The organism is Brumicola pallidula DSM 14239 = ACAM 615 (genome assembly GCF_000428905.1).
In the GTDB taxonomy this organism is placed as follows: Bacteria; Pseudomonadota; Gammaproteobacteria; order Enterobacterales; family Alteromonadaceae; genus Glaciecola; species Glaciecola pallidula.
In genome coordinates this window covers 254,194-266,324 of the sequence record NZ_KE386815.1, presented here as the reverse complement: position 1 = coordinate 266,324, position 12,131 = coordinate 254,194, and the positions used below count along the sequence as shown (strand labels likewise).

Here is a 12,131-nt window from a genome sequence, read left to right as displayed (position 1 = left end):
TCAGACTTTCGTTATGCGAGTGGCAAATTGAAAAAAAATGGATTTAATCTGTCATTCTCCCTTGAAGCCATTAAAAGTAACCCCATTAACAGCCCATGCAAAAGTTTTGGTGTTGTTACCTGAACGAAGGAAGTAAGTGAAAGGTCCGCGGAGAATATAATGAGTGACGAGCAGAATAAACCGGTGAACGAACAAGAATTAGAGGCTGAATTGGGTGTTGATAAAGAACAGACAATGACTGCTGACGAATTAGAGCAAGCGATGAACGAAGATGAGGGTATTGCTCGTATCGCGCAGCTTGAAGCCGCTCTTGAAGTAGCCAATGGCACGATAGAGGGTCAAAAGGATTCTGTATTGCGCGCTAGAGCCGACATGGAAAATGCAAGGCGCCGTGCTGAGCAGGAAGTGGATAAAGCACGTAAATTTGCGCTCGAGAGGTTTGCCGGCGAATTATTGCCTGTGCTCGACAACTTAGAACGCGCAATGCAAGTTGCGGATGCTGAGAATGACGCAATAAAGCCGGTTGTTGAAGGTGTCGATTTAACCCTCAAATCATTTATTAACGTGGTTGAAAAGTTTGGAATGGTAATTGTTGATCCGCAAGGCGAAGCGTTTAATCCAGAATTACATCAAGCTATGTCGATGCAAGAAACAGCTGACTTTGCGCCAAATACAGTAATGGCCGTTATGCAAAAAGGCTATACCTTAAACGGACGTTTATTACGTCCTGCAATGGTCATGGTATCGCGCGCCGCCAGCGGCGGTGTAGATACACAAGTATAAGTAACGCAAAGCCATGAAGTAGGGTGAGAACCTTTGTAGATGCGTTTTTTTAGCCAAGCATCTGACCCTACTTCATGGTTAGAATAGCACCGTTAGCTCAGGTGTAAGAAGATAAAAAAATTAATTTTTTTAAATCACATATTGAAAACAGGGGTATTAGCCCCATTTATTATTCAGATAAAACAACAAATCATATTTTGGAGACACACAAATGGGTAGAATCATTGGTATCGATTTAGGTACAACAAATTCATGTGTCGCAGTGCTAGACGGCGACAAAGCAAAAGTTATCGAAAACTCAGAGGGTGACCGTACTACACCTTCGGTTATCGCTTATAGTTCAGAAGGTGAAACGCTTGTTGGTCAACCAGCAAAGCGCCAAGCTGTGACCAACCCAGAAAATACGTTGTACGCGATTAAGCGCTTAATCGGCCGTCGCTTTGAAGACGAAGAAGTACAGCGCGACATTGACATCATGCCTTTTAAAATTGTCAAAGCTGACAATGGCGACGCTTGGGTTCAAGCAAATGGCGAGAAGATGGCACCACCACAAATTTCTGCTGAAATTTTGAAAAAGATGAAGAAAACGGCAGAAGATTATTTAGGTGAAGAAGTTACAGCGGCTGTTATTACAGTACCAGCATACTTTAACGATGCTCAGCGTCAAGCCACTAAAGATGCTGGTCGAATTGCTGGTTTAGAAGTAAAACGTATCATTAACGAGCCAACTGCGGCCGCTCTTGCATACGGTATGGACAAGAAGAAAGGCGACAGTATTATTGCTGTATACGACCTAGGTGGTGGTACCTTTGATATTTCAATTATTGAAATCGATGACGCTGACGGCGAGACTACGTTTGAAGTATTGGCGACTAATGGTGATACACACCTTGGTGGCGAAGATTTCGATAATCGCATGATCAACTACCTAGTTGAAGAGTTTAAGAAAGACCAAGGTTTCGACCTACGCAAAGACCCTTTGGCAATGCAGCGTTTAAAAGAAGCTGGCGAAAAAGCAAAAATTGAGCTTTCTTCTGCACAACAAACCGAAGTTAACTTGCCATATATTACAGCCGATGCCTCTGGTCCGAAGCATTTAGTAATCAAAGTAACTCGTGCAAAATTAGAATCACTGGTTGAAGATCTGGTGAAAAAGTCACTAGTGCCATTGAAGCAAGCGCTAGCTGATTCTGAGTTATCAGTGAGCGAGATCAACGATATCATCCTCGTTGGTGGTCAGACACGTATGCCATTAGTACAAAAGTACGTGACAGAGTTCTTTGGTAAAGAACCACGTAAAGACGTCAACCCTGATGAAGCTGTTGCTGTTGGTGCGGCTATTCAAGGTGGTGTCTTATCGGGCGAAGTTAAAGACGTATTGTTACTTGACGTTTCACCATTGTCACTGGGTATTGAGACCATGGGTGGCGTAATGACAACGTTAATCGAAAAGAACACGACTGTACCTACCAAGAAGTCTCAAACCTTCTCAACAGCTGAAGACAACCAAGCTGCGGTAACTGTGCATGTCCTTCAAGGCGAGCGTAAGCAAGCCCAAGGTAACAAGTCATTAGGCCAATTTAATTTAGAGGGTATTCGCCCAGCATCACGTGGTGCACCTCAAATAGAAGTGACTTTTGACATTGATGCTGACGGTATCTTGCATGTGTCAGCGAAAGATAAAGACACCGGCAAAGAGCAAAAAATTACCATCAAAGCTAACTCAGGTTTGAGCGATGAAGAAATCGAGCAAATGGTTCAAGACGCAGTAGCGAACAAAGATGCTGATGCTAAGTTTGAAGAGTTAGTGAAAGTTCGTAACCAAGCTGACGGTATGGCGCATGGTACTCGCACGCAAATTGAAGAAGCGGGCGATGCATTACCTGAAGAAGATAAAAAGGTGATTGAAGAAGCAATAGACGCTTTGGAGACGGCAAGTAAAGGCGACGATAAAGCTGAAATTGAAGCTAAAACGCAAGCCTTAATTGAAGCATCAGCCAAGCTAATGGAAATTGCACAAGCGAAAGCAGCAGCAGAATCCGAAGGCACGCCAGAAGGTGGTGAAGCGAAGTCTGGTAACGCAGACGACGATGTTGTTGATGCTGAGTTCGAAGAAGTCAAAGACGACAAAAAATAGTTGTTGTTGATTAACTAAGCTAATACGTTGGGCGCAACTGATAAATTCAGATTGCGCCCTGTTTGTATTAAGCTAAATCACTTCATATATAACAATTTATTGTTTTATAAGAACTTTTAAGCACTAAGTTAAATGCTGAATGATGGCCTAAAGAGCCTTTATAAAACAAAGACAAACAATGCGGGAAATGTTGATCTTATGTCCAAACGAGACTACTACGAAGTATTAGGCGTAGAACGCGGTGCCGATGAGCGCACCATCAAGAAAGCCTATAAGAAGCTCGCCATGAAATATCACCCTGACCGTACTCAAGGTGACAAGGGTATGGAAGAAAAGTTTAAAGAAGCACAAGAAGCGCATGAAATCCTAACTGATGCCAAAAAACGCCCTGCGTATGACCAATATGGTCATGCTGGTGTTGATCCAAATCGTGGCGGTGGTCAAGGTCAAGGTGCCGAATTTGGTGATATCTTTGGTGATGTTTTCGGTGATATTTTTGGTGGTGGACGTGGTCGACAATCGCGTGCTCGCCAAGGCTCCGACTTGCGTTACAATCTTGAGATGTCATTGGAAGAAGCCGTTCGCGGCAAGGACGTTGAAATTCGTGTGCCTACATTGGTTGAATGTGACATTTGTCATGGCTCAGGAGCGAATAAAGGATCATCACCTACAACTTGTCCAACTTGTAAAGGAAACGGTCAGGTACAAATGCGCCAAGGTTTTTTTGCTGTGCAGCAGACCTGTCCGACTTGCTCAGGTAAGGGCAAAATTATCAGCGACCCTTGTACACCATGCCGTGGCCAAGGTCGCACTGAGAAAACCAAAACTTTATCTGTAAAGGTGCCTGCGGGCGTTGATACTGGCGACAGGATCCGTCTTACTGGTGAAGGCGAAGCAGGCGAGAATGGTGCTCCAGCGGGAGACTTATATGTTCAGGTTAATATTCGAGAGCATGAGATTTTTGCTCGCGATGGTAATAATCTATACTGTGAAGTGCCATTGGGCTTTGCGAGGGCGGCATTAGGCGGTGAAATCGAAGTCCCTACCCTAGATGGAAAAGTAAAGCTGAAAATTACCCTGGAGACGCAAACAGGTAAAATGTTCCGTCTCAGAGGTAAAGGTGTTAAATCGGTTCGTAGTGGTAGTGTCGGTGATTTGATGTGTAAAGTGGTCATTGAAACGCCAGTTAACTTATCACCCAAGCAAAGAGAAATGTTAGAAGAATTTGATGCTTCTCTTGGTGGTGGTAAGCATCGTCCAAAAGAGCAGGGCTTCTTTGATGGTGTAAAGCGCTTCTTTGACGATTTAACCAAGTAATTTGTAGACACCGCGCTCCTAAACTCTATGTTTAGCTTGGCTGTGACCAAAACATAAAAACGCTCAACATAATTGGGCGTTTTTTTTTGAGCAAATTTTACTCTCGGTATTGTTTTCAAAACATAAATCGGATTAAACTTTGCAAACGACAGGTTAATCATTCAAATTTGGTCTATCCTTATTAAGGAAATAAATTAATTGGGTTAAAGACACTGATTTTTCCGATAAACCTTCAATATATGGTCTTACGGTTAGTAACACACCGATAATAATAAATAAAATGCTAATACAGGAATACAAAATGAAGAAAACGCTCATCTCATTGGCTTTGGTTGCGACTCTAGTAACACCACTAGTTTTCGCAAAAGAAGCAAGCTCAGAAAAGCAGGCTAACACTGCTGTTGATTTTAGGAAAGCGGTGTTGCAATTGGTTCGAAGTAATATGGGTCCCCTTGGTGGCATGGCAAAAGGTCAAATTGACTATGATCCAGAAGTAATAAAAACTAATGCATTACGTATACAGCAGTTAAGCCTGATGATGGGAGATTACTTTGAATTGGATACCAGAAAGTTTCCAGTAAAAACACACGCTCTAGATATTATTTGGGAAGAAATGGATGATTTCAAGAGTAAAACACAAGATCTCGTGGATGCTGCTACAAATCTGCAAAAAGTAGCATTGGCGAATGATGAAGATAATTATCGCAAAGCTATCGGTGCGCTAGGGGCAACTTGTAAGGCTTGTCACGACAAATTTAAGAAGGATTGATTTATATAGGTCTGCATCTATGTAAACCTAGAATGCATATAATTTGTATGAAAATTAAGCACTAATGGGCGCTTCTTTAATAATAATTTAAAAGCGCCTATTTTTTTTAAACTCATGAAATTAAATGTAATTTCAGCTTCCTACAAATAATAATACGGATAAGCAATTAAATTAGTCGAAAGTGGTATTTCATTGATGTAATTTTTATGTAATATTATTGTTAACGACGATGTGTTTTGGGAGAAATATGTCGATCGTATCAGTGCTAAATTGCTTAGTTCAGCAATTACAATGATTGTAGAGAAGAGTCCTCAGTACCCTTTGAGGTCTCTATGGAAACAACGGAAGTTACTAGCGCTAAATCCTGAATAAAAACAAAAAAAGGATTGGCCATTATGTCAAAAAATTCTCTAAAACAAACGGCAGTTGCCGTGGGACTAACCATTCTTTATGGATTGACAATTTCTCAAGCAAACGCATTTTTCTGAATTAAATCGTTAGTGTAGAGTTTATAGGTAAAAGAGCTAAGATAATTATTTTGGCTCTTTTTTTATGTGTTGTTTTTCTCGGTGGTTTTGAGGCGAGCGTAATAAAAGCTTGACGAATGATGCTTCTGAGTCGACAACAACGCATTTAGTAATAAAATTCATCAATAATCTCTGGTGCAAAAGTCACTACAATTAGATAGACGATAATTGCTGATAAGCTGGCAAAAAAAGCAAATTTTAGCCAATGATTTTGTGCTACAGGAGCGCTTATCTGACTTTTATGCTGCTTGTACCCTGTCATCATACTGACAACTAGATTTTGCTTTTTAGCAAATTTGTAAACAAGCATGGCGCCGATATGTAAAGCAAGAAAAAACCAGATTGCGTTAAATCCTTGATGATGGAGCCAATTCATTACATTTTGAGTGTCTTCTGCGACGGCATTATAATAAGGGCCGCTATGAAAGATGTCATCAGTGATAAACAAACCACTTATAGCTTGGGTTAATAATACCGTCAGAATGAAAATTATCGAATAGGCACCTAAAGGATTGTGACCGAGGCTTGGCTTGTAATTACTTTTTGTGAATGTCGTTGAATATAGCCATGCGCGTTGTGGCGAGACTACAAATTGCGAGAACTTAGCGTAATACGAACCCCAAAAGCCCCAGAGTATTCGAAAAATCAGTAAGCCTAAAATAAAATAACCACCGTAAAAATGCCACTGCATAGCGTCGTCAAGTATTTCCGCTGTAACGTACTGCGAAGATACAGCAATGACCAAAAGCCAATGAAATAGGCGGGTGGGGAAGTCCCATATATATAATTTTTGCATCACTGTTCCGTATTTTCAGATACTAATAAATTGAACTACCACTGTTCAGGAATGTTGCTATTTTTGAGGTATGTAAACCGGTTTTAAAAAGTTATGAGGTGAAAAAAGCAGTCCTGTAATCATTCTGTAATCATTATAAATTTAAATCAAGCTTTAGCTTTTTCTCTTATTCGGGCAATATATCATAAACGTAAAAAAGATAGAGTTTATATGACTAAAATAGGTGTTTTGGGAGCTAACGGCCGTATGGGGCGAGTGTTAATTGACGCTTGCTACCGGCATACCGACGTCGCACTCGGATTTGCTAGTGTGCGCAGCGGTTCTTCATTAATTGGTATTGACGCAGGTGAATTAGCTGGAGTTGCTAAACAATATATTACTGTTTGTGATACTCAGCAACAACCAACAGGTATTGCTGATGTCATTATTGACTTCACATTGCCCCAGGCCTTGCAGTCTAATATCAAATGGTGCGTAGAAAATAAGAAAGCTATGGTGATAGGTACAACAGGGCTTTCAGCTGTTGAGTTAAGCATAATCGACCAAGCCGCTAAGTTAATTCCGATTGTGTTTGCCGCTAATTACAGTGTTGGCGTAAACTTATTGCTTAGCTTGGTAAGGCAAACAAGTGCAGTAATGGGTAAAGATGCCGACATTGAAATAGTCGAGGCACATCACCGATTTAAAAAAGATGCACCTTCGGGAACGGCTGTCGCCATTGGAGAGGTAATTGCAGATGAATTAGGCCGTGATCTGTCTAAATGTGCGGTCTATGGCAGGCAAGGTGATACCGGTGAGCGCGATCAACAAAGCATTGGTTTCTGCACTATTCGCGCAGGTGACATTGTTGGTGAACATACTGCTATATTCGCCACAATCGGTGAAAGGATAGAGTTAACGCATAAGGCATCAAGTCGCCTTACGTTTGCGAACGGAGCGTTAACCGCTGCTATTTGGCTTAAAGATAAACCTGCAGGCCTATATAGCATGCAACAAGTGCTGAATTTACAATAACTTAAAATTAACTTATAAAAGCACTTACCAGCGATATATATATTTTGTTATCTGTGCTTTTTGACGCGTTCGTGGTCAGAATTTACCTTAGTGCTTGTTTTCCTTATTTCCTACTTTAATTTAAGAAACAAATAGATCATTTACTAGCATTAATATATACTCAGCGGAATTTGCCACAAACTTGCAATTTCGCTCTACGCGCAAGCATGGATCTTTGGCAAGAAAAGCCATATGATTGAGCTGGCGCTCATGTGTTGAAAATGTGAAGATTCGCGAAGAAGCTACTTAAAAGGCTGTTGTGTACCGCTTTTTATGTATTTTTCGGAAATATTAGCGTTTCGCTTGTATTTCCCTTGTTACCTTTAATTTTAGGAGGTTGACTTGGCTATTTCTGCTCTTTTAGTGCTAGAAGATGGTTCTGTTTTCAATGGTACAGCTATAGGTTGTGCGGGCCATAGTGTTGGAGAGGTCGTCTTCAATACATCAATGACCGGTTATCAAGAAATTCTTACCGATCCATCATACGCTGAACAAATCATCACACTCACATATCCTCACATTGGTAACACCGGCATAAACTCTGAAGATGTTGAATCCGATAAAATACGGGCTAAAGGCCTAATAATCCGAGACCTTCCTATTATCGCTAGCAGTTTTAGAAGCGAACAATCTCTTTCTGACTACCTCGTTGCCAGTAATATCGTTGCTATAGCTGATATCGATACGCGACGTCTGACCCGCATCTTACGTGACAAAGGCGCTCAACGCGGCTGTATTGTGACTGCTGATGCGTTAACACAAGAGCAAGCTTTGGCTGCTGCGAAGGCCTTTCCTGGATTAAAAGGAATGGATTTAGCTAAAGTCGTATCGAGAGCAGAACCAACAACATGGACCGATGGCTCATGGCAGCTTGGTAAAGGTTATGATATCAACAAGCAAAATCTGCCTTATCACGTTGTTGCTTATGATTTTGGTGCGAAAAATAACATTCTGAGAATGTTAGTAGACCGCGGTTGTAAACTCACCTTGGTGCCTGCGCAAACCTCTGCAAAAGACGTGTTAGCGCTCAATCCAGACGGTATTTTCTTATCCAACGGTCCGGGCGATCCAGAACCTTGTGCATATGCAATTGAAGCGATTAAAGTATTTTTGGATAAATCGATTCCAATTTTTGGTATTTGTCTTGGCCATCAACTACTCGCAATAGCGAGTGGTGCAAAAACACAAAAAATGAAATTTGGACATCACGGTGCAAACCATCCAGTCAAGGATTTAGCACGTAACGTGGTCATGATAACGAGCCAAAATCACGGATTTGCAGTTGATGAGTCATCGCTACCAGATAACCTGAAAGTCACTCACGTGTCTTTATTCGACAAGTCGTTACAAGGTATTGAGCGTATAGATAAACCTGCGTTCAGCTTCCAAGGTCACCCTGAAGCAAGTCCTGGTCCGCACGATGCAGCGCCGTTATTCGACAAATTTATTGAACAAATCGTTCAGTCTCAAAAACAAGCTAAATAGTAGGAAATTAGACTATGCCAAAACGTACCGACCTCAAGAGTATCTTAATTCTTGGTGCTGGACCTATTGTGATCGGTCAAGCTTGTGAGTTTGATTATTCCGGCGCGCAAGCTTGCAAAGCATTACGTGAAGAAGGTTATCGAGTTATTCTGGTTAACTCTAACCCAGCCACGATTATGACAGACCCAGATATGGCTGATGCGACATACATTGAGCCAATTCATTGGGAAGTTGTGCGCAACATCATTGCGAAAGAACGACCGGATGCCATATTACCCACTATGGGTGGTCAAACAGCACTAAACTGTGCCTTGGACTTAAACAAATACGGCGTATTGGACGAGTTCAACGTTGAGTTAATTGGCGCATCTGCAGATGCTATCGACAAAGCAGAAGACCGAGAACGTTTCGATAAGGCAATGAAGTCGATTGGTTTAGAATGTCCAAGAGCTGAAATAGCACATAGTTTGGAGCAGGCATATGACGTATCGACCCGCATCGGCTTTCCATGCATAATTCGTCCTTCATTCACCATGGGCGGAAGCGGCGGCGGTATTGCCTACAACAAAGATGAATTCACTGAAATTTGTACTCGCGGCCTTGATTTATCGCCGACCACAGAGCTGCTTATTGATGAATCATTAATCGGCTGGAAAGAATATGAAATGGAAGTGGTGCGCGATAAAGCAGATAACTGCATCATTGTTTGTACCATTGAAAACTTCGATCCGATGGGTGTGCATACTGGTGACTCAATTACGGTAGCACCAGCACAAACGCTAACCGACAAAGAATATCAAATTATGCGTAATGCGGCCATGGCGGTATTGCGTGAAATTGGCGTGGAAACCGGTGGTTCAAACGTGCAATTCGGAATTTGTCCAGAGACAGGGCGCATGGTCATCATTGAAATGAACCCACGCGTATCTCGTTCATCGGCATTGGCGTCCAAAGCGACCGGTTTTCCAATTGCTAAGATTGCGGCAAAACTTGCAATTGGTTATACATTAGATGAGTTGGCAAATGATATTACAGGTGGTTTAACACCAGCTTCGTTCGAGCCAGCCATTGATTATGTTGTGACTAAAATCCCTCGTTTTAACTTTGAAAAATTCGCCGGCGCTAACGATCGCCTAACAACTCAAATGAAGTCGGTCGGTGAAGTAATGGCAATTGGCCGCAACATGCAAGAATCGCTTCAAAAAGCCTTGCGTGGACTTGAAGTTGGGGTTTCTGGATTAAACCCAATTCTTGACTTGAACGATCCAGAAGCTAAAAACAAGTTGATTTACGAACTTCGTGAACCGGGCGCTGAACGCATTTGGTATATTGGTGATGCGTTCAGAATGGGCATGTCAGTAGATGAAGTTAATACACTTACTAATATTGACCGTTGGTACTTAGTGCAAATTGAAGAAATTGTGCAATTAGAACAACTCGTCGAGCGCATTGGTTTATCAGAAATTGACAAAAACTTGATGAGAACACTCAAGCGCAAAGGTTTTGCTGACGCAAGATTAGCAGAGTTAACCAATGTGGCTGAAGATGATGTGCGTGATATGCGCAAAAAATTCGATGTATTCCCAGTTTATAAACGCGTTGATACCTGTGCGGCCGAATTCAGCACATCAACCGCATATATGTATAGTACCTATGATGAAGAGTGCGAGTCGAATCCCTCTGATAGAGATAAAATAATGGTACTTGGTGGCGGTCCAAACCGCATAGGTCAAGGCATTGAATTTGATTATTGTTGTGTTCATGCGGCATTAGCTATGCGCGAAGATGGCTATGAAACGATCATGGTTAATTGTAACCCGGAAACTGTTTCAACCGATTACGATACATCGGACCGTTTATACTTTGAGCCAGTAACATTGGAAGACGTACTAGAGATTGTGCGTGTTGAAAAGCCAGTAGGCGTTATTGTTCAGTATGGTGGTCAAACTCCGCTTAAGTTAGCGCGCGCATTGAAAGAGAATGGGGTGCCTATTATTGGTACATCACCGGATGCAATTGACCGTGCTGAGGATCGTGAACGCTTCCAGCATATGGTCAACAAGCTAGGTTTGAAACAGCCGGCTAACTCGACAGTGAGTAACATGGAAGAGGCTCTAACTCAAGCTGAGATCATTGGTTTTCCATTGGTTGTGCGCCCGTCTTATGTATTAGGTGGTCGTGCGATGGAAATCGTATATGACCTGCAAGATCTGCGTCGTTATCTGAATGAAGCAGTGAAAGTCTCAAATGACAGCCCTGTATTGCTTGATCGTTTCTTGGATGACGCTATTGAGGTCGATGTAGACGCAATCTGTGATGGTGAGCAAGTGGTCATTTGCGGGATTATGGAACATATTGAGCAAGCTGGTGTGCATTCAGGAGATTCAGCATGCAGCCTACCTCCTTATACCCTATCTAATGAAATTCAGGATGTGATGCGCAAGCAAGTGACGCAAATGGCTTTAGAACTTGAAGTCGTTGGCTTAATGAATACTCAATTTGCAGTAAAAGACAATGAAGTTTACTTAATTGAAGTAAACCCAAGAGCAGCTAGAACCGTGCCTTTTGTGTCAAAAGCAACGGGTGCTCCGATAGCTAAAATTGCAGCGAGAGTGATGGCTGGCACGAGCTTGGCTAAACAAAACTTTACCAAAGAAATTATTCCTCCTTACTTCTCAGTAAAAGAGGTGGTATTGCCTTTTGCCAAGTTCCAAGGCGTTGACCCACTATTAGGACCTGAGATGCGGTCAACAGGCGAAGTTATGGGCGTTGGTGATGGTTTCGATGAAGCTTATGCTAAAGCCAACTTAGGTGCGTCGGCACCGCTGCCTGTTGAAGGTAAAGTACTGTTATCAGTTCGTAATAATGATAAGCAACGCTTAATTGGATTGGCAAAAGAAATGCTAGAGCAAGGCTTTACTGTAGAAGCAACCAAAGGTACGGCTCAGTTCTTAGGCGAACATGGTGTTGTATGCGGCACGGTAAACAAGTTATCGGAAGGTCGTCCAAACATTGTAGATGCTATTAAGAATGGTGAATATTGCTACGTTGTAAACACCACAGAAGGTAGACAGGCAATAAACGATTCTGTTTATATACGACGTGAAGCTTTACTTAGTAAAACCAGCTACACTACGACAATCAATGCTGCTTTTGCAACAATTAGAGCTAGGACTGCTGACGCGAAGACTAATGTGACCTCGGTTCAAGAGCTGCACAAGCGATTGAACGCTTAAAAGAACTTGACTAAAATTGTGTTGAAGT

The 12,131-nt window shown here is 42.0% G+C and carries 8 protein-coding genes; 7 read left to right on the top strand and 1 reads right to left on the bottom strand.

Annotated features, from left to right (window positions below; all coding sequences use genetic code 11):
* The first annotated feature begins 159 nt into the window (after window positions 1–159).
* The 4 genes from grpE to G399_RS0115035 all read left to right on the top strand — a co-directional run bounded on the left by grpE (window position 160) and on the right by G399_RS0115035 (window position 5,006).
* Window positions 160–783, top strand: coding sequence for a nucleotide exchange factor GrpE (gene grpE / locus G399_RS0115050; RefSeq protein ID WP_006010473.1), 624 nt, complete (start codon window positions 160–162; stop codon window positions 781–783).
* A 211-nt stretch (window positions 784–994) separates the two neighbouring features.
* The gene (gene dnaK, locus G399_RS0115045) at window positions 995–2,920 is read left to right on the top strand and encodes a molecular chaperone DnaK (RefSeq protein ID WP_006010472.1); all 1,926 of its coding nucleotides are present in this window, start codon (window positions 995–997) and stop codon (window positions 2,918–2,920) included.
* Between the two features lie 198 nt (window positions 2,921–3,118).
* Window positions 3,119–4,237 carry a molecular chaperone DnaJ gene (gene dnaJ / locus G399_RS0115040; RefSeq protein ID WP_006010471.1) on the top strand — a complete coding sequence of 373 codons (1,119 nt, stop codon included), beginning with the start codon at window positions 3,119–3,121 and terminating at the stop codon, window positions 4,235–4,237.
* A 301-nt stretch (window positions 4,238–4,538) separates the two neighbouring features.
* Window positions 4,539–5,006 carry a c-type cytochrome gene (locus G399_RS0115035; protein WP_006010470.1) on the top strand — a complete coding sequence of 156 codons (468 nt, stop codon included), beginning with the start codon at window positions 4,539–4,541 and terminating at the stop codon, window positions 5,004–5,006.
* 633 nt (window positions 5,007–5,639) lie between these two features.
* Here G399_RS0115035 and G399_RS0115030 read toward each other — a convergent pair.
* Window positions 5,640–6,329, bottom strand: a complete 690-nt coding sequence (locus G399_RS0115030) for a cytochrome b/b6 domain-containing protein (RefSeq protein WP_006010466.1) — start codon at window positions 6,327–6,329, stop codon at window positions 5,640–5,642.
* Between the two features lie 210 nt (window positions 6,330–6,539).
* Here G399_RS0115030 and dapB point away from each other — a divergent pair, with 210 nt between their 5' ends.
* From dapB to carB, 3 genes are all read left to right on the top strand, one after another.
* Complete coding sequence (gene dapB / locus G399_RS0115025) at window positions 6,540–7,343, top strand: 4-hydroxy-tetrahydrodipicolinate reductase (protein ID WP_006010464.1); 804 nt, start codon at window positions 6,540–6,542, stop codon at window positions 7,341–7,343.
* Window positions 7,344–7,724: 381 nt separating this feature from the next.
* Complete coding sequence (gene carA, locus G399_RS0115020) at window positions 7,725–8,867, top strand: glutamine-hydrolyzing carbamoyl-phosphate synthase small subunit (RefSeq protein WP_006010462.1); 1,143 nt, start codon at window positions 7,725–7,727, stop codon at window positions 8,865–8,867.
* 14 nt (window positions 8,868–8,881) lie between these two features.
* Window positions 8,882–12,103, top strand: coding sequence for a carbamoyl-phosphate synthase large subunit (carB, locus tag G399_RS0115015; protein WP_006010461.1), 3,222 nt, complete (start codon window positions 8,882–8,884; stop codon window positions 12,101–12,103).
* The last annotated feature ends 28 nt before the right edge of the window (window positions 12,104–12,131 follow it).